The sequence below is a fragment of the Nocardia sp. 852002-20019_SCH5090214 genome (assembly GCF_001665865.1).
Taxonomy (GTDB): Bacteria; Actinomycetota; Actinomycetes; order Mycobacteriales; family Mycobacteriaceae; genus Nocardia; species Nocardia nova.
Genome location: NZ_LZMK01000021.1, coordinates 23676 through 42472 on the forward strand (window position 1 = coordinate 23676; position 18797 = coordinate 42472).

Sequence of the window (18797 nt, forward strand, 5' to 3'; positions counted from 1 at the left end):
GATGGTCAATATTGAGGTTCCGTCAGATGGTCCGGATTGGCGTTCCGTTGACAAGTGATCATTCCGTCGCGCACGACCGTGCGTTGCTCCTGGCGAGCCCATCGCCCGGATCCCGGGGCGGAAGGGCCGTAGGGTGAACGTATGAACCGGTTAGGTAGCGCCACTTCTCCCTACCTTCGCCAGCACGCGGACAACCCTGTCGACTGGTGGGAGTGGGGGGAGGAGGCGCTGGCGGAGGCGCGCTCGCGGGATGTGCCGATCCTGCTGTCGGTCGGTTACGCCTCCTGTCACTGGTGTCACGTGATGGCGCACGAATCGTTCTCCGATCCGGCCACCGCCGAACTGATGAACGCGAATTTCGTCTGTGTGAAGGTCGATCGCGAGGAACGGCCCGATATCGACGCGGTGTACATGTCCGCGACCGTGGCGATGACCGGGCAGGGCGGGTGGCCGATGACGTGTTTCCTCACGCCGGCCGGGGAGCCGTTCTACTGCGGCACCTACTATCCGAAATCGCCGCGCGGCGGTATGCCGTCGTTCACCCAGCTGCTGACGGCGGTCGCCGATACCTGGACCAATCGCCGTGCCGAGGTCGACCAGGCCGCCGGTCAGGTGGCGCAGGCGCTGCGGGACCAGGGCGCCGGACTGCCCGCGAGCGAGTTGACCGTCACGCCCGAGTTGCTCGCGCACGCGGTCGCCACGGTGCTGCGCGATGTCGACGAACGCTACGCCGGATTCGGCGGGGCGCCGAAGTTCCCGCCCTCGGCGCTGCTGGAGGGCCTGCTGCGCCATTACGAGCGCACCGGGGAAGACGCTGCGCGACAAGCGGTTTCGGCGACCTGCGCGGCCATGGCGCGCGGGGGAATCTACGATCAGCTGCGCGGTGGCTTCGCTCGCTACTCGGTCGATGCCGCCTGGGTGGTTCCGCATTTCGAGAAGATGCTCTACGACAATGCGCAACTGCTGCGTGCCTACGCGCATCTGGCACGGCTGGAGGCGAGCGGTGAACCGGGTACGGGCGACCCGCTGCCGCAGCGGATCACCGAGGAAACCGCGGCCTTCCTGCTCACCGATCTGCTGACCGCCGAGGGCGGGTTCGCCTCGGCCTTCGACGCCGACACCCATGTGGAACCCGGTGCGCCCGGAATCGAGGGCGCCACCTACGTGTGGACGCCGCAGCAGCTCACGGAAGCCCTCGGTCCCGAGGACGGCCCCTGGGCCGCAACGATTTTCGGCGTGACGCCCGAGGGCACGTTCGAACACGGCACCTCCGTGCTCACCCGGTACACCGATCCCGGCGCCGGACCGGGCGAGGATCCCGCCGACGCCCGCCGCTTCGACGACATCCGGCAGCGGCTGCGCGAGGTGCGGGACCGGCGGCCGCAACCCGAGCGCGACGACAAGGTGGTCACCGCCTGGAACGGCATCGCGATCACCGCCCTCGCCGAGGCCGGTGCCGCCCACGACCGGCCGGAATGGGTCGACGCCGCGGCGCGGTGCGCGCGGTACCTGCTGGACCGGCACCTCGTCGACGGCCGTTTGATGCGCGCCTCACTGGGCGGCGCGACCGGTAACGCGCCCGCCGTCCTCGAGGACTACGCGTGGCTGGCGACCGGACTGCTGACCCTGCACCAGGCCACCGGCGAACTGTCCTGGCTCGACCGGGCGCAGCAGCTGATCGACGCCGTCACAACCCTTTTCGAGGACCCGGCACAACCCGGCAGTTGGTTCGACACGGCTGTCGATGCCGAGGAACTCGTCGCCCGCCCGCGCGATCCGCTCGACGGGGCGACCCCGGCCGGGGCCTCCACCTTCGCCGAAACCCTGCTCACCGCCTCCGCCCTGAGTGCCCCGGACCGCGCGGCCCGTTACCGCACGCTGGCCGATGCCACCCTCGACGCAGGTGCCATCGTCCTGGCCCGTGCGCCGCGGTCCGGCGGCCAGTGGCTCAGCGTCGCCGAGGCGGCACTGGCCGGGCCGATCCAGATCGCGATCTCGCAATCGGCCGACGCCGACGCTAGCGCCGAACTGCTCGGCACTGCACGGCGTTTCGCCCCTGGCGGTGCGGTCATCGTTGCCGGACAGGCAGATTCGGCGCCGCTGCTCACCGAGCGCCCCGCACTGGGAGGCGCCCCGGCGGCCTACATCTGCCGTGGCACCGTTTGCGATCTCCCGGTCTCGGATCCGCAGCGGGTGCGCACAGCACTGGTGGGAGAGTGAAGCGCCGCTGATCCGGTAGCGGCATCCATTCGATGCCGCCCAGCTGTATTCGGGTCTCAGACGGCTTACACGGTACCGAAGCCGAGCGTGCGGGGTGGGCGACGGCGTGAATCGGAGGTAGCGAGAGGTTCACGTGGTGACGATGGGTGCGCGGCATCCGGCCCGGCGCAGCCGCCCTCACTCCTCGACCGGAGCGTTCGCGCCCAGTCCCACCGGTTTGCGATCGGTCCAGCACGCCGTCGGCTCCCGGCGGCCGCGCAGCTGGATCTTGTCGTAGAGCACCCACCGGGAACGTTCGGATTCGGTCGCCGCGTCGATCACGGCCTGGCTGGCCAGGATCCGGCGGGGGACCTCCTTGGCCTCGGTGGTGAGCCGGGAGGCCTCATTGACGGCGTCGCCGATCACGGTGAATTCCAGCCGGGTGTCGGTGCCCACGTCGCCGGCGAAGACGCTGCCGCGCGCCAGGCCGATGCCGATATCGAATTCGCCGCCGAGGGCCACCTCGTCGCGGATGCGCCGCGCGGCGCGCAGGGCGGGAGTCGCGTTGTCGCCCAGAGCGATCGGGGCGCCGAAGATGCACAGCGCCGCATCGCCCTCGAATTTGTTGACCAGCCCGCCGTTGTCCTCGGTGGCCGAGACGACCACGGCCAGTAGGCGATTGAGCTGATCGACGAATTCGCGCGGCGCGAGTTCGGTCGACATCTCGACCGATCCGGTCACGTCCACGAACAGCGCGGTCACCACCCGCACATCGCCGGTCAGGTCGACGCCGCCGGCCAGTGCGCGTTCGGCCACCTCGTTGCCGACGTGGCGGCCGAAGACGTCGCGCATGCGTTCGCGTTCGGACAGATTCTCGGCCAGCTCGTTCACCGACAGTTCCAGGCGCCCGATCTCACTGGCGCTGGTGATCGGCACCCGCGCGGACAGTTCCCCGCGCGCGATCCGGTCCAGCGCCCGCCGCAGCGTCCCCAGCGGCGCCGCCACCGACCGGGCCAGCGTGGCGGTGGTCAGCGCCCCGACCAGCAGGCCGACCAGCGACATGTACAGCGCGGTCCGCACCCGATCGGTGGCGTCGGCCACCGGATCGCCGAGGACGGTGATCAACATCAGCAGCGGCATCGCCCCGGCCACCGCCCAGGAGATGACCAGCCGGTTGAGCACCGTGGCACTCCAGTGCGAGGTACCGCCGAGCACCCGCGCGATGACCGGGATCGTCGGCCGGATGAGCCGGTCCACCACCAGGAAGGTGAAGCCCGCCGACTCCAGCCCGCCCAGGAAGAACATCGCCCCGATCGCCCACAGGGCCCGGGTGGGCACCACCTGGGCGAACAAGGCCGTGGCGATGGCGACACCCGGTATCCAGATGGCCAGCGCCCGCACTGTGATGGCGATGGGTAGTCGGAGTAGTCGCTCGGCCTCGGGACGGGTGGGCCGGCGGGTCTGATCGATCCAGCTGAAGTAGTACACCCGGTCGCGCACCGCCAGCACGATGCCGGCCAGTGCGCCGATCACCGGATAGATCGCGGTCTGGGCCACGGCACTGAGCCAGTCCTCGCCGAGGTTGCCGAGAAATCCGCTCAACCACAATTCGACGACGATCACCGCGAGGCCGCCCAGATTGCAGACCATCACCACCGTCGAAAGGCCCCAGCGCGCACGCAGGGCCCAGAGCACGAGTCGACTGGTCATAGCCCCTGGCAGTGGTCTGGTTCGGTATTACCGGTTTCGGACGTTTGGCACGAACGAGCATAGAACCCGCCCGTACGGCCGCGGCAGGTTACCGGTGATCTTGCCCTACGAGAATACGACCAACCAGATCGCGACGTAATGACACAGGGCAGCGAGAACCGTTGCCGCGTGGAAGAATTCGTGGTGACCGAAGACCTCCGGCCACGGATTCGGCCATTTCGCGGCGTACAGGATCGCGCCGACGCTGTATGCGATGCCGCCGATCAGCAACAGCACCATCGGTGTGACGCCCACATTGTGGGTGAGCGTCGCGGCGACCGGCACGATGGCCCAGCCCAGCAGCAGGTACAGCGGCACCCCGACCCAGCGCGGCGCGGTCGGCCACAGCACCTTCAATGCCACCCCGGCGACGGCACCCGCCCAGACCACGCTCAGCAGGGTGATCCCGGTGCGGCCGGGCAGCCCCAGCAGGGCGAACGGTGTGTAACTTCCCGCGATGAACAGGAAGATCATCGAATGGTCGGCGCGCTTCATCCGGATCCGGGTGCGTGCGGACTGCCACGTCACCCGGTGGTAGACCGCGCTGATGCCGAAGATGCCGCAGACGGTCACGCCGTAGACCAGCGTCGACCAGCCCGCGGTGGCGGAAACAGTGGCCGAGAACGCGACGAGCACCGCCACGGCGATGGCCGCGACGCCGACCGCGTAGGTGTGGATCCAGCCGCGCATCCGCGGTTTGACGGCCAGGGTGCGCAGCCCCTTCTCGGCCAGATGCTCGAGTGTGGACACCTCCCCGCGGACCGGATTTGCCGAGCTCACCGATTCGGACACTAGTTCCCTCCTGAGTAACCTACGGTTGCGTAGGTTAGTTCTTCAGCCACTGTACCGGCAGTAGGCTCCGCGTGCCGGACGCCGCCGCGATAGGGTCGATCGGAACCGGGGAACTGATTCGTGGTGTCCGCTGCCATTCCTGCGCAGCAGAAATTGGCGGAGAACTCGGGCGGCACGCGAGAGGTGGATAAGGTTGGCAGCCGTGAAGCTTGCTAGTCGGGTGCTCAGCGGTAAGGTGCGCAACCTGCCCTATCGCATCTACGAAGCGCAGCTGTCGAAACAGCTGGCAGGCAAACAGCATCCGCGTCACGTCGCGGTCGTTTGTGACGGAAATCGCCGCTGGGCGCGGGAGAACGGCTTCACCGACGTCACCCACGGCCACCGGGTCGGTGCGCTGAAGATCGCCGAACTGGTCGGCTGGTGCGAGGCCGAGGGCATCGAGATGGTGACGGTGTATCTGCTCTCGACCGAGAATCTCAGCCGCTCCGCCGACGAACTGGAAACCCTGTTCGAGGTGATCACCGATGTGGTCGAGGAGCTGTCCGCGCCGGAGAACAACTGGGGTGTGCGCATCGTCGGGTCGCTGAAGGGCCTGCCCGAGGATGTCGCCCGCCGCATGCAGAAGGCGGCCGACGAAACGCACGGTCGTGGCGGTGTGCACGTGAACGTGGCCATCGGCTACGGCGGCCGGCAGGAGATCGCCGACGCGGTGCGCTCGCTGGTGCGGCAGGAGATCGCGGCCGGGGAGACCGGTGAGGATCTGGTGCAGTCGATCACGGTCAACGCGATCGGCCAGCATCTCTACACCTCCGGTCAGCCCGATCCGGACCTGGTCATCCGCACCTCGGGAGAGCAGCGGCTCTCGGGCTTCCTGCTGTGGCAGAGCGCCTACTCCGAGATCTGGTTCACCGAGGCCTACTGGCCGGAGTTCCGCCGCGTCGACTTCCTGCGCGCGCTGCGCGACTACGCCGCGCGGCATCGCCGTTACGGAGTGTGAGCGGGCGGGCCGCAGATAACGGCCCGGCGCAGGATGTGTTGCATTGCATGATCATCCCCCGATCCGGTCGTGTGCTCGCGTACCGTCGCGAACATGAGCGAGATGCGGGGCGGGCCGGGTGGTGCGACGGAGGTGGCCGGAGCGCCGGTGCCCTACGTCACCTATGCCGAATTCGGCCGGCGATTCGTGGCCTACGCGGCGTCCGAACAGCGCATATCCGCTGTTTTCGCCCAATTGGCAGGTAGCGCATTCGATTTCGGCCCGATCGGGGTCGGCCCGGCGCATCTGGCGAAGGCCTCGGCGCAGGTGCGACTCGGTGATCCGGTGCTGGAGCGCTCGGTCGGCGAGGTCGTCGGCTTCGAGCTCGCCATCCCGCTCGATATCGATCTGCTGCTGGATCTGGCCGTCGATCGCCACCGCTTCGAGGTCAGGGGTTTCGTCCACGTCCACCTGACGGTGCGCACCGCGGCGCCGCTGCGGATCCTCATCGATATCGCCGAACCGCGTCCGGGCGATGTGCGGATCAATGTGGCCACCACGACCCGGCGCGGCCAACTGCTGCGGCTGCTGGCCAGCGTCGATCACGAGATCCGCCGGTTCGTCGCCCGCTATGTGGCCAACGAGATTCGCCAACCGCATATCGCGGCCGTCCGCGATATCGATGTCGCCGCACGGCTGGACGCGGCCTGGCCGGCCTGATTCGCCAACTCGTCGAAAGGAACCGAATCAGAGCTTGCGCAGCCGGATCCGGTTGATGCTGTGGTCGGAATCCTTGCGCAGCACCAGGGTTGCGCGTGGCCGCGTCGGGAGGATGTTCTCCACCAGATTGGGCCGGTTGGTGGCGTTCCAGATCTCCTGGGCGGCGATGGTCGCCTCGGAATCACTGAACTTCGCGTAGTGGTGAAAATGCGACTGCGGGTCCGCGAACGCCGTTTTTCGAAGGGAGAGAAAGCGATCGACATACCACCGCTCGATATTCTCGATGCGTGCGTCGACGTAGATCGAGAAGTCGAACAGGTCCGAAACCATCAGCCGCGGCCCGGTCTGCAGGACGTTGAGCCCTTCCATGATGAGGATGTCGGGCTGGCGCACGCAGTGGAACTGGTCCGGCAGAATGTCGTAGGCGATATGCGAATACATCGGTGCGCACACCTCGGACGCACCGGATTTGACCTCGGTGACGAAGCGCAGCAGCTTGCGCCGGTTGTAGCTTTCCGGAAAACCCTTGCGGTGCATGATGCCGCGCCGGGTGAGCTCCGCGGTGGGATAGAGGAATCCGTCGGTGGTGACCAGATCGACGCGCGGATGGTGATCCCAGCGCGCCAGCAGCGCCTGCAATACGCGGGCAGTGGTCGATTTACCGACCGCCACACTGCCGGCGATGCCGATGACGAACGGCACCTGATGATCCGGATGCGTTTCCCCGAGGAAGGTCGCGGTGGCGGCGAACAGCCGCTGCCGGGCGGCGACCTGGAGATGGATCAATCGGGCCAGCGGCAGATAGACCTCGGCGACTTCTTCGAGATCGATCTGCTCGCCGAGACCGCGCAGGCCGATCAGTTCTTCCTCGGTGAGGATCAGCGGAGTCGATTTACGCAGGGTGCGCCATTGTTTGCGATCGAATTCGACATACGGACTCGGCTCGCTCATCCGGGCCACCTACGCACACTCCCGGTCCGGAGTTCCCCCGCTGGGCGGGCGCGCCACCACCCGCAACGACGTCACCGATGAACCTGTGCCGTGCCCGGCGCGGTGAAATGCGCTCGACAGTCCTCGCATAGGCGAATTCTCCTCGGAGTGGGCACCGCGCCGAACGCGGGGTGTTATTACTCGCCGGTAACCCTGGGTGACATTTCTCTCTCGACCGACGGGTTTCGGTCGCCGGCGAGGCCGGGAACGGGGAAGCGGCTATCGTCGGATGTCATGGCTGCGCATCCGCTCGTCACCGAATATCTGCGCCTGGGACTGGCATTCGACCGATTGGAACCCGGCTTCGTCGACGCCTACACCGGCGATCCCGCGCTGCGCCGGGCGGTGGAGTCGGCGCCCGCGCCGCAGCCGCGCGAACTGGCCGACCGGGCGGCGGCCCTGCGCAAGGAACTGCCCGAGGCCGGGCTGAGCGAGCAGCGCGCCGAATTCCTGGAGGCGCATCTGCGCGCGCTGGAATGTTCGGGACGCAAGTTCGCCGGTGACGACATCTCCTTCATCGAGGAGGTGCGGTCCTATTTCGACGTCGATATCGCCCTCGGTGACGTCGAGGACTATCGGGACGCGCACCGGCAGCTCGACGAGGTGCTGGCCGGTGACGGCTCGCTGCTGGATCGGATGACCGCACATCGGCGCGCCGACGAGATTCCGCCGCAGCGCCTCACCGAATGTGTGCAGGCGTTCTCGGGCGCACTGCGCGAGTTGGTGCGCGAACGCTATCCGCTGCCGGATCACGAGCAGGTGGAATACGAGATCGTCGGCGACAAACCGTGGTCGGGATTCAACTACTACCTCGGCAATTTCCGGTCCCGGGTCGCGATCAATTCCGATCTCAAACAACATATGGCGCAGCTGCCGGCGCTGATCGCGCACGAGGCCTATCCCGGTCACCACACCGAACACTGCCGCAAGGAGGCCGGGCTGGTCGCCGCCGGACAGGACGAGCAGACGCTGTTCGTGGTGAACACGCCGCAATGCCTGATGGCCGAGGGGCTGGCGGATCTGGCGCTGAAATCGATCATCGGCCCGGACTGGGGAATCTGGGCGCAGGAGATCTACGCCGACCTCGGCCTGCGATTCGACGGCGAACGCGCACAACGACTGTCGAGCGCCTCGGCGAAACTGCTGGCGGTCCGCCAGGATGCGGCGCTGTTGCTGCACGATCGCGGCCGCAGTGCCGACGAGGTCGCCGAATTCCTGCAGCGTTGGAGTCTGACCACACCCGAGCGCGCGCGGCAGTCCCTGCGTTTTCTGTCCTCGCCGCTGTGGCGGGCCTACATCAGCACCTATGTGGAGGGGTATCGCCTACTGGGCGGATGGCTGGATCGCGCGGTCGACACCGACGATCGGGTGGCGCGCTTCGGCCGGCTGCTCGACGAGCCGCTGACGCCGGCGGCGCTGCGCAGGATGTGAGGACGCGCCGTAGCGAGAATCGGGGAATATTCGGCCCCGGACATTCGGTGGCGATGTCCGTACGCGGAAATAGTTAGCACGGCAAACAATGGTGACCGTGATCGGCATCGCAGTATCCGGTTCGGGGCTATCGAGCAATTCGCCGGAAATCCGATTTCGAGCGCCGACCGGATCCGCGCCCCGACTCGCGAACCCGGCCGAAGGGTGTCGGTGCTACTACGCGCCCCAGCCCGCGCACCCGGCGTTGCCGCCGGAGGAGATGGTGCAGGCGGACTTCAGGATGGCGAAAAGCATGTCCTGAATCGAGTTACCGGTACCCGCGGTGAAAAACAGCATGTGAACCCCTGATGTGATCGAATGAGTCGATGACGCTGTCACAGTCGTCGACAGCGCGGCGAATGTTACGCCTTTTTTACACAGTGGGCAGCCCCGTTTTATGGGGGCGCAACGGGCCGGTGTGCAGTCGCTATTACGCCTCGGCGGGTATCGAGGTCGCCGTGTCCGGCACCGGTGCGGGGCACAACGGAGCGGCCGGGGGCCACCACATAGACTGTGCGCGTGACCCAGACGACCGCCCCCTCTGTCAACACCCAGTCGCTCGCCGATCTCGATCCCGAGCTCGCCGCCGCGATGGCGGGCGAACTCGCCCGTGAGCGCGACACCCTCGAGATGATCGCCTCCGAGAACTTCGTGCCGCGCGCGGTGCTGCAGGCACAGGGCAGCGTGCTGACCAACAAATACGCCGAGGGTTATCCCGGTCGCCGCTACTACGGCGGTTGCGAGCACGTCGACGTGGTGGAAAATCTCGCGCGCGAGCGGGTCAAGGAGTTGTTCGGCGCCGAATTCGCCAACGTGCAGCCGCATTCGGGCGCACAGGCCAACGCCGCGGTGCTGATGTCGCTGATGAATCCGGGCGAGAAACTGCTCGGCCTGGATCTGGCGCACGGGGGTCACCTCACCCACGGCATGCGGCTCAACTTCTCCGGCAAGCTCTACGAGGTGCACGCCTACGGGGTGAGCAAGGAAGACCACCGCGTCGACATGGACGAGCTGCGCAAGCAGGCGCGCGAGGTCCGGCCGAAGGTGATCGTGGCCGGCTGGTCGGCCTACCCGCGTCACCTGGACTTCGCGGCGTTCCGCGAGATCGCCGACGAGGTGGGCGCCTACCTCTGGGTCGATATGGCGCATTTCGCCGGTCTGGTCGCCGCCGGTCTGCACCCCTCGCCGGTGCCGCACGCGGATGTGGTGTCCTCGACCGTGCACAAGACCCTGGGTGGTCCGCGTTCGGGTCTGATCCTGGCCAAGCAGGAGTACGCGAAGAAGCTCAACAGCGCCGTGTTCCCGGGCCAGCAGGGCGGTCCGCTCATGCACGTGATCGCCGCGAAGGCCGCCGCCTTCAAGATCGCCGGCACCGAGGAGTTCAAGCAGCGCCAGGCACGCACCCTGTCGGGCGCCAAGATCCTGGCCGAGCGCCTGACCGCCGCCGATGTCGCCGGTAACGGCGTCACCGTGCTGACCGGCGGCACCGATGTGCACCTGGTGCTGGTGGATCTGCGCAACTCGCAGATGGACGGCCAGCAGGGCGAGGATCTGCTGCACGAGGTGGGAATCACGGTGAACCGCAACGCCGTTCCGTTCGACCCCCGTCCGCCGATGGTCACCTCCGGCCTGCGCATCGGCACCGCCGCGCTGGCCACCCGCGGCTTCGGCGACACCGAATTCGCCGAGGTGTCCGACATCATCGCCACCGCGCTCGCGGGCAAGGCCGATCTCGCCGCCCTGCGCGCGCGAGTGTCCAAGCTGGCCCAGGACTTCCCGCTCTACGACGGCCTGGAGGACTGGAAGCTGCTCGGCTGAGCCGTACCGCAGTGCGATCGACCCCGGTAGCCGGACCCGGCCGCCGGGGTCGATCTGTGAGTGCCCTTGTCCGCCAGGGCATCTCGCTTCGCGGTCGGTCCGGCAGCGCTCAGTCGCGGGTGCTCAGGTATTCGATGTACATGGGCCGCAAGGCCTCGGCGATCTCGCCCTCACCGGAGTGCATGTAGTCGTCGAGCATCGGCAGCACGTACTTGATGTCCGCCTCGCTCTCACCGATGTTCCCGGTGGCGGCCTCCGCCGCCGGAATCTGCTCCAGCAGCCGCCACAGGAACTTGACGTCGCCGTGCCGGACGGCGTGCTTGACCGCTCGGTCGTGCAGTTCCTTCGACGACAGCTTCTCCAGCTCTGCCACATCGCTCATGTAGCGACTCTAGCGGGTTCGGCCGGGTGGCCGGGCAACTCCGTAGCTGACCGATAGCTACCGGTCGGCGTTCACTACCTATTCATCGACACGCCTGTCATCTCGGGAGCCGGAATCGCGAAATCGCAGTACCGTCGAAGTGCGAGCCGCGTCGGTGTGGCTCGTCCGGGAGGTTCTGATCGTGGCTGAGCAACTCAGTACGAGAGGGCCGGTACCCGGCCCTCGGGTCGTTTGACCCCAGGGCGGACCGGCCCAGCGAGAACGTCCGTGCGGGTATGGCACGGACAACAAAGGAGCCCACCGTGACTGATGCACGCTCCGTCATCGCTCCCTCGAAAGCCCGCTCCGACAAGAGCGGAGGCTCCGGAAAGGGAGCCGGCACCTCGCCCCGCAAATCCTTCGTGATCGACACCTCCGTGTTGTTGTCCGACCCCTGGGCCATGACGCGTTTCGGTGAACATCACGTGGTGTTACCGCTGGTGGTCATCAGCGAACTGGAGGCCAAACGGCACCATCACGAACTCGGCTGGTTCGCCCGCGAAGCCCTGCGCAATCTCGATGATCTGCGTTTGGAATTCGGCCGGTTGGACCTGCAGGTCCCGATCGGCACCGAGGGCGGCACGCTGCAGGTGGAGTTGAATCACACCGACCCGGAGGTGCTTCCGGTCGGGTTCCGCACCGACACCAACGATTCCCGCATCCTCGCCTGTGCGCTCAACCTCGCCGCCGAGGGGCAGCGAGTAGTGCTGGTGTCCAAGGACATTCCGCTGCGGGTGAAGGCGGGCGCGGTGGGCCTGCCCGCCGAGGAATACCATGCCCAGGACGTGGTGATCTCCGGCTGGACCGGAATGACCGAGCTCGAGGTCGGCGCCGAGTGCGTCGACCGGCTCTACGCCGATTCGGTCATCGATCTGGACGAGGCCCGGGACCTGCCCTGCCACACCGGGATTCGGCTGCTCGGCGCCAAGGGCAGCGCGCTGGCGCGGGTGACCGCGGACAAGCGGGTGCAGCTGGTCCGCGGCGATCGGGAGGCCTTCGGCCTGCACGGCCGCTCCGCCGAACAGCGCATCGCCCTCGATCTGCTGCTGGACGAGAGTGTGGGCATCGTCTCGCTGGGCGGTAAGGCCGGCACCGGCAAATCGGCCCTGGCGCTCACAGCGGGCCTGGAAGCGGTGCTGGAACGGCGTTCTCAGCGCAAGGTGGTGGTCTTCCGGCCGCTGTACGCGGTCGGCGGTCAGGAGCTGGGCTATCTGCCCGGCAGTGAGAGCGAGAAGATGGGTCCGTGGGCCCAGGCGGTCTTCGACACCCTCGACGGCCTGGCGAGCCCGGAGGTGATGGAGGAGGTGCTGGCCCGCGGCATGCTGGAGGTCTTGCCGCTCACCCACATTCGCGGCCGGTCGCTGCACGATTCGTTCGTGATCGTGGACGAGGCGCAGTCGCTGGAACGCAATGTGCTGCTCACCGTGCTCAGCCGGTTGGGCAGCGGCTCGCGGGTGGTCCTCACCCACGACGTCGCTCAGCGCGACAACCTGCGGGTGGGCCGCCACGACGGTGTCGCGGCGGTGATCGAAAAGCTCAAGGGCCACCCGCTTTTCGCTCACGTCACGCTGACTCGCAGCGAGCGCTCGCCGATCGCCGCGCTGGTCACCGAGATGCTGGAGGAATACGGGCCCAACGCCTGACGGCGGCCGGCCGAGCGAAAACCCCGAGGCGGTAGCGGAACAGGTCCGCTACCGCCTCGGCGGCAAAAGGTGTGTCCCAGCAAACATTCGGAATATGGTTCAGATCACACGGTGGCGGGTATCTTTCCGCAAGAACCCTGCTCGACGTGATTGTCGGTGTGTCGGATAGGTTCGCCGGATCATTGCCGAGCGCTGGCCTGTGGGTCGGTGGTGTCGCATGCGGCACTGTCTGCCTTCACCTTCCGAGAGGATGAACATGCACCACTTCGCTCGACGTTCCGCCGCCGTTGTGATGGCCTTCGCCGGGACGGCGCTGCTGTTCACCGCCGCCTGCAGTAACGACAACAACGACAACAACAGCTCGGGTACCACCACGACCCATGCCGGTGCTGCCGAGACCACCGGCGCGATGGCTACCGGGACCATGGCTACGGGCACCATGACGCCGGGCGAGACGCCGCCGGGCGCTGCCGCGGCCACGGAAACCAAGATCGCGACCCAGAACGGCCAGGAGATCGCGGTCTCCGGCCACATCCTCACCAAGTACACCGACATGGGCGGTGTGCAGAGCCCGCTCGGCGAGCCCACCGGCGCCTCGGTCCAGGGGCCCAACGGTGGTTCCTGTCAGGAGTTCACCGGCGGTGCGATCTGCTGGAGCGAGCAGACCGACGCCCACGTGGTGTGGGGCGATATCCGCACGGCCTGGGAGAGCAACGGCGGCGTGAACGGCAAGCTCGGCTATCCGACCAGCGACGAGAAGGACAACCCGACCGGTAAGGAGAGCGACTTCACCGGCGGCACGATCACCTGGAACTCCGCCGATCGGCAGACCACGGTAACCGCCAAGTAGGCGACCCGCGCGGCGCGGCGGCGAGGCATCGTCACGGTCTCGCGGGCCGCGCCGCTGTGTATCGCACGACGTCCGCGCGTAATTCCCCCGTTCGGCCCGGGCAGCCGGTACCTTGTCGGGGTGCAAACTCAGTTGACCGATCGTGAGCTGCTGGAATCGCTCGCGCACGCGGTGGAAGACAATCTCCGGCGCCACACCGAACTGGCGCAGGTCTGGCAGCCGCACGAATACGTGCCCTTCAGTGACGGACGCAATTTCGGCTTCCTCGGTGGTGTCGACTGGGATCCGGAACAGGCCACCCTGGGCGAGGTTGCCACGGTTGCGCTCACCGTGAGCGTGCTGATCGCCGACAATTTGCCGTCGTACCATCGCGAGCTCGGCAAGTACCTGCGCACCGGGCCGTGGTGGCGCTGGGTCGGCCGGTGGACGGCCGAGGAGAACCGCCACGAGATCCTCATCCGCAACTATCTGATGGTGACGCGGGCGCTGGATCCGGTCGAACTCGAGCGCGCGCGGATGGAGCATATGACCACCGGCTTCCGCCGGCCGCCGCTGCATCTGCTCGATGTGCTGGCGCTGTGCGCCTTCGAGGAGTCCGCCTCGGCCGTGCGGCATCGCAATATCGCCGCGCTGCAGGAGAATCCGATGGTGACGGCGATCGCGGACCGGATCGCGCTCGACGACGAATTGCAGTCGGAGTTCTTCGGCAATCTGGTCGCCGCGGCGCTGGACCTGGTGCCGGATCAGGCCATGCGGGCGATCGCCGATCGGATCGCCGAGTTCCGGGTTCCCGAACTCACCCTGCGCGACGGCCGCAACAGTACCGACGTCCTGGCCGAGGCCGGCATCTACGAACCGAAGCGCGCCGGTGAGCTGGTTTTCGCGCCTCTGCTGGAACGCTGGAACATCTTCTCGCGCACCGACTTCGGTACCACCGGTGAGGCGGCGCGGGCGGAGATCGCCCACCTGCGCGGCTGATGTCGCGACGGTCGTGGTGTGCCGGTGCGCGCACCACGACCTCGAGCACCGGCCGGTGCGGATCCTCGGTCCGCGCCGGGCGCCGCTCGGCTGCGCGTGCTCAGCGCCGGCGGACCAGGTTCCAGATCCCCGCCGCGGTGCCGCGCAGGAAGTTCTCCCAGCTGAAGTGGTCGTGCCACAGGGTGATGCGGCCGTCGACGAGTTCGAACGTGCCGCATACCCAGAACCCGATTTCCAACGGGCCCATGCGCAGGTAGTCGGTGCGCTCGGTCAGCACCGTCTCGCCCTCGACCGCGGGCGCGCCGTCGGTTTCCGCGGCGATGTGGTGCATATCGGCGCGGAAACCGAACGCATCGCGACTGAGCCCGCGCAGCACCGCGCCGACCCGGTGAATGCCCCGGATATCGGGCAGCGACGTGTTCTTCCAGACGATGTCGGGATCCAGCAGATCCAGCGCCTCGTTCACCGCGCTCATTTCCATCGCGGCGAAGAACTCGCGCACCGTGGTCACGGCGTTCTGTTGTAGCTCCGGTAATTCGGCCATAGTCCGACTGTAGGCGTGCGAGGGCGCGGACGGGGGATGATCGGGCTCGTTTCGGCTCGTCGTCGGGTGTTCGGCGCGGTTCAGCCGCGGCGCCGGGCGATCAGGGCGGCCACTCCGTCGAGGATGCGCTCGATGCCGTAGCTCAGGGCCGCGTTGCGATCGTCGGCGGGGGTGTCGGCGAAGGCGGCCACGACCTCGGGATAGCGGTCGGCATGAGCGGCCAGCACCTCGCCGACCTGCCGGGTCATCTCGCTTTCGGCCTGTTCGGGGCCGGTCGCGGCGGTCTGCTGCACCAGGCTGCGGACGTGGCCGTTGAGCAGCACCACCGTGTCGAGGCGTTCGGAGCCCCGTAGACCCGTGCCGGCCAGCGGGGCCAGTGCGGCCTCCATCCAGCCCAGTTCGTTCGGGCCGAGCGGCCGCGCGCCGGCGGTGAGTTCGATGGTCCACGGATGCGCCCGATAGCGCTCGTACATCGTGTAGGACCACTGCCGCAGCGCCTCGCGCCAGGGTTCGGGGTCGGATTCGGCGGCCTCGACCTGCGGCGGCTGTCCCATGCCATAGTCGAGCATCAACGCGGTGAGCTCGGCTTTTCCCGGCACGTAGCGATACAGCGCCATTTTGGCGCAGCCCAGCCGCTCGGCGAGCCGCTGCATCGATACCGCGGCCATCCCGTCGGCATCGGCCAGCGCGATGGCCTCGGTCACGATGCGCTCCAACGACAGCGACGGCTTGGGGCCGCGCCGGGGGCGCTGCGAAGTACCCCACAGCAGTTCGTGGGCAGTCGGTCCGGTCATGACGCCATCCTCTCCGAATCCGGGCTTGACGGGAAACTGCGTCCAACATACGCTAATTAGCGTCCAGCAGACACAGTTACTGACCGAGGGGTCCTCATGCGGAATACGACAGTTCTCATCTCCGGTGCGAGCATCGCCGGCCCGGCGCTGGCCTACTGGCTGCAGCGCTACGGCTTCGCCGTCACCGTCGTCGAGCGGGCGCCCGAATTGCGGCCCGGTGGTCAGGCCGTCGACTTCAAGGGCGCGACCCACCGCACGGTGCTCGAGCGGATGGGCGTCTGGGAGGAGATCCACCGCCGGCAGACCGGCAAGACCGATATGGTCCTCACCGACGCGGAGGGCCGCGAATTGGCCGTCATGTCAGGCGATTTCACCGGTGGCGATGTCGAGATCCTGCGCGGGGACCTGGCCGAGATCTTCTACGAGCGCACCGCGGACCGCTGCGAATACCTGTTCGGCGATTCCGTCACCGCGCTGCGCGAGACCGCTACCGGTGTCGAGGTGGAATTCGAGAGCGCGCCCGCCCGCACCTTCGACCTGGTGGTCGGATGCGACGGTATCCACTCCCGGGTGCGCGCGCTGGCCTTCGGTCCCGAGGCCGACTATGTCAAGCACCTGGGCTACTACTACTGCACCGCCGGTGCGGCCGGCTGGGGCCACGATCCGAACGGGCCGCGGCAGCGCAACCGCTCGCTCGCCTACAGCGAACCCGGACGGCTCGCGGTCCGCGGCGGCAACAAGGCCGCGCACATGTACATGTTCGCCGCCGATCGGCTCAGCTACGACCGGCGCGACGAAGCGGCGCAGCGGCGGGTGCTGGCCGAGGCCTTCGCCGGGGCCGGGGGACCGGTCCCGGCGATGATGGCCGAACTGTCCGGACTCGACTCCTTCTACCTGGACTCGATCGGGCAGGTCCGGATGAAGGGCCGCTACACCACGGGCCGGATCGCGCTGGTCGGCGACTCCGCGTACGGAAATACGCTGGGCGGCTTCGGAACCGGGCTCGCGGTGGTCGGCGCCTATGTGCTGGCCGGTGAGCTGGCGCTGGCCGGCGGCGACCACACCGCGGCCTTCGCGCGGTACGACGAACTGATGAAGCGCTACGCCAAGATCGCGGGCAACAGCAACGCCGGCCGCTTCCTCGCGCCGCGCACCGCCCGCGGGATCCGGATGCGCAACTGGTTCCTCGGCTCGCGCATGTTCGACCTGATGCTGAAGTACACCGACAATGCCGCCAACGACATCGAATTGCGCGACTATCCGGCGCTGGTGGCGGCCTGAAACGCACTTCCGGATCCGACCTCCCGGCGCGTCCCGGCGGCCGGATCCGGAGACCGTGTGATCAGTCCTGTTCCTCGACCTTCGCCATCGACAGCACGTCCAGCCGGCGATCGAGCTCCTCCTCCGACAGCTTCTCGCCGATCAATCCGCGATCGACGACCGTCTCGCGAATCGTCTTGTTCTCGCGCAGTGCCTGTTTGGCGACGGCGGCCGCTTCCTCGTAGCCGATGGCCGAGTTCAGCGGTGTGACGATGGACGGCGAGGACTCCGCGAGCCGGCGCAGCCGTTCGGTATCGGCGGTCAGGCCGGCCACGCACTTGTCGGCGAAGAGGCGAGACACATTGGCCAGCAACCGAATCGACTCCAGCACGTTGCGGGCCATCATCGGAATGTAGACGTTCAGTTCGAATGCGCCGTTGCCGCCGCCCCACGCCACCGCGGCATCGTTGCCGATCACCTGGGCGGCGACCTGCGTAACAGCTTCCGGCAGCACCGGATTCACCTTGCCGGGCATGATCGAGGAGCCCGGCTGCAGATCCGGCAGCTGGATCTCCGCGAGCCCGGTGAGCGGTCCGGACCCCATCCAGCGAATATCGTTGGCGATCTTGGTGAGACTGATGGCGATCGTGCGCAGCGAACCGGAGATCTCGACCAGACCGTCCCGGGCGGCCTGGGCCTCGAAGTGGTTGCGGGCCTCGGACAGTTCGTCCAGCCCGGTCGTCTTGCGCAGTTCCGCAACGACTTTCGCGCCGAAGCCGGCGGGCGCGTTGAGTCCGGTGCCGACGGCGGTGCCGCCGATGGGCAATTCACCGAGCCGCGGCAGCGCGGCGACCAGGCGTTCGGTACCGGCCTCGACCTGGCGGGTGTAGCCGCTGAACTCCTGGCCGAGCGTCACCGGAACGGCGTCCATCAGGTGGGTACGGCCGGATTTCACCACGGTTCGCCATTCGGTGGCCTTGTCCAGCAGTCGCAGCCGCAGATGATCCAGCGCCGGAAGCAGTTCCTTCACCACGGCCTCGGTGGCGGCCAGATGCGTCGCGGTAGGGAAGGTGTCGTTGGACGACTGGGACATGTTCACGTCGTCGTTGGGGTGCACGGTGATGCCGCGGGCGGCGGCCAGGCTCGCTATCACCTCGTTGGCGTTCATGTTCGAGCTGGTGCCGGAGCCGGTCTGGAAGACGTCGATCGGGAACTGGTCGTCGTGGCGGCCCTCGGCGATCTCGTTCGCGGCGGCGATGATCGCCTCGGCCTTCACACCGTCGAGCAGCCCCAGATCCCGGTTCACCGTCGCACACGCGGCCTTCAGCAGGCCGAGGGCGCGGATCTGAGCGCGTTCGAGGCCGCGGCCGCTGATCGGGAAGTTCTCCACCGCCCGCTGCGTCTGCGCCCGCCACAGCGCGTTCACCGGAACGCGGACCTCGCCCATGGTGTCGTGTTCGATGCGGTACTGCGTCTGGTCGTCGGTCATAACTCGACACTAAGCCGGTTGGCGGAGCGAGTGGGCTGCCACGCCTGAGGCTTTTCGCACAGTGCGGCTGGGCCGCCGGCAGGCAACAGCCCGCCGACGGCCCA

16 protein-coding genes are annotated in these 18797 nt (G+C 67.6%); 9 read left to right on the plus strand and 7 right to left on the minus strand.

Going from position 1 to position 18797, the window contains the following annotated elements:
* The first annotated feature begins 141 nt into the window (after window positions 1-141).
* Window positions 142-2220 carry a thioredoxin domain-containing protein gene (locus A5780_RS02085; protein ID WP_064907574.1) on the plus strand — a complete coding sequence of 693 codons (2079 nt, stop codon included), beginning with the start codon at window positions 142-144 and terminating at the stop codon, window positions 2218-2220.
* A gap of 177 nt (window positions 2221-2397) precedes the next feature.
* Here A5780_RS02085 and A5780_RS02090 read toward each other — a convergent pair whose 3' ends face one another.
* Both A5780_RS02090 and A5780_RS02095 read right to left on the minus strand, forming a co-directional pair.
* Window positions 2398-3909 carry an adenylate/guanylate cyclase domain-containing protein gene (locus A5780_RS02090; RefSeq protein ID WP_036526294.1) on the minus strand — a complete coding sequence of 504 codons (1512 nt, stop codon included), beginning with the start codon at window positions 3907-3909 and terminating at the stop codon, window positions 2398-2400.
* Window positions 3910-4014: 105 nt separating this feature from the next.
* Entirely contained in the window at window positions 4015-4638 is a 624-nt protein-coding gene (locus A5780_RS02095) for a hemolysin III family protein (RefSeq protein WP_064907624.1), read from the minus strand.
* A 304-nt stretch (window positions 4639-4942) separates the two neighbouring features.
* Here A5780_RS02095 and A5780_RS02100 point away from each other — a divergent pair, with 304 nt between their 5' ends.
* Both A5780_RS02100 and A5780_RS02105 read left to right on the plus strand, forming a co-directional pair.
* Complete coding sequence (locus A5780_RS02100) at window positions 4943-5737, plus strand: isoprenyl transferase (protein ID WP_063016981.1); 795 nt, start codon at window positions 4943-4945, stop codon at window positions 5735-5737.
* Between the two features lie 93 nt (window positions 5738-5830).
* A complete protein-coding gene (locus A5780_RS02105) occupies window positions 5831-6436 on the plus strand; it encodes a hypothetical protein (protein WP_063016979.1) in 606 nt (201 codons plus the stop codon).
* 27 nt (window positions 6437-6463) lie between these two features.
* Here the strand turns inward: A5780_RS02105 and coaA are convergent, their stop codons facing one another.
* Window positions 6464-7396: a type I pantothenate kinase gene (gene coaA / locus A5780_RS02110; protein WP_064902142.1), complete on the minus strand. Its 933-nt coding sequence runs from the start codon at window positions 7394-7396 to the stop codon at window positions 6464-6466.
* Between the two features lie 264 nt (window positions 7397-7660).
* On the opposite strand from coaA, the gene A5780_RS02115 reads away from it, so the two are divergent.
* A complete protein-coding gene (locus A5780_RS02115; protein ID WP_063016974.1) occupies window positions 7661-8857 on the plus strand; it encodes a hypothetical protein in 1197 nt (398 codons plus the stop codon).
* 558 nt (window positions 8858-9415) lie between these two features.
* Window positions 9416-10714: a serine hydroxymethyltransferase gene (gene glyA, locus A5780_RS02120; RefSeq protein ID WP_063017012.1), complete on the plus strand. Its 1299-nt coding sequence runs from the start codon at window positions 9416-9418 to the stop codon at window positions 10712-10714.
* 109 nt (window positions 10715-10823) lie between these two features.
* On the opposite strand, the gene A5780_RS02125 is transcribed toward glyA, so the two are convergent.
* Window positions 10824-11096 (minus strand): hypothetical protein, encoded by a 273-nt coding sequence (locus tag A5780_RS02125; RefSeq protein ID WP_030518599.1) that lies wholly within the window; start codon window positions 11094-11096, stop codon window positions 10824-10826.
* A 302-nt stretch (window positions 11097-11398) separates the two neighbouring features.
* On the opposite strand from A5780_RS02125, the gene A5780_RS02130 reads away from it, so the two are divergent.
* From A5780_RS02130 to A5780_RS02140, 3 genes are all read left to right on the plus strand, one after another.
* Window positions 11399-12778: a PhoH family protein gene (locus tag A5780_RS02130; RefSeq protein WP_030518600.1), complete on the plus strand. Its 1380-nt coding sequence runs from the start codon at window positions 11399-11401 to the stop codon at window positions 12776-12778.
* 256 nt (window positions 12779-13034) lie between these two features.
* On the plus strand, window positions 13035-13628 hold the full coding sequence (locus tag A5780_RS02135) for an LGFP repeat-containing protein (protein ID WP_063910885.1): 594 nt from the start codon (window positions 13035-13037) through the stop codon (window positions 13626-13628).
* 120 nt (window positions 13629-13748) lie between these two features.
* Window positions 13749-14606, plus strand: coding sequence for an acyl-ACP desaturase (locus A5780_RS02140; protein WP_064902141.1), 858 nt, complete (start codon window positions 13749-13751; stop codon window positions 14604-14606).
* Between the two features lie 100 nt (window positions 14607-14706).
* Here the strand turns inward: A5780_RS02140 and A5780_RS02145 are convergent, their stop codons facing one another.
* Together A5780_RS02145 and A5780_RS02150 are read right to left on the minus strand one after the other, a co-directional pair.
* On the minus strand, window positions 14707-15150 hold the full coding sequence (locus A5780_RS02145; protein ID WP_036505026.1) for a limonene-1,2-epoxide hydrolase family protein: 444 nt from the start codon (window positions 15148-15150) through the stop codon (window positions 14707-14709).
* 80 nt (window positions 15151-15230) lie between these two features.
* Window positions 15231-15944, minus strand: a complete 714-nt coding sequence (locus tag A5780_RS02150) for a TetR/AcrR family transcriptional regulator (protein WP_063016968.1) — start codon at window positions 15942-15944, stop codon at window positions 15231-15233.
* A 96-nt stretch (window positions 15945-16040) separates the two neighbouring features.
* Between A5780_RS02150 and A5780_RS02155 the strand changes: the two genes are divergently transcribed.
* Window positions 16041-17225, plus strand: coding sequence for an FAD-dependent monooxygenase (locus A5780_RS02155; RefSeq protein ID WP_064907575.1), 1185 nt, complete (start codon window positions 16041-16043; stop codon window positions 17223-17225).
* A 61-nt stretch (window positions 17226-17286) separates the two neighbouring features.
* On the opposite strand, the gene A5780_RS02160 is transcribed toward A5780_RS02155, so the two are convergent.
* Complete coding sequence (locus A5780_RS02160) at window positions 17287-18693, minus strand: class II fumarate hydratase (RefSeq protein WP_063016964.1); 1407 nt, start codon at window positions 18691-18693, stop codon at window positions 17287-17289.
* Window positions 18694-18797 lie beyond the last annotated feature (104 nt).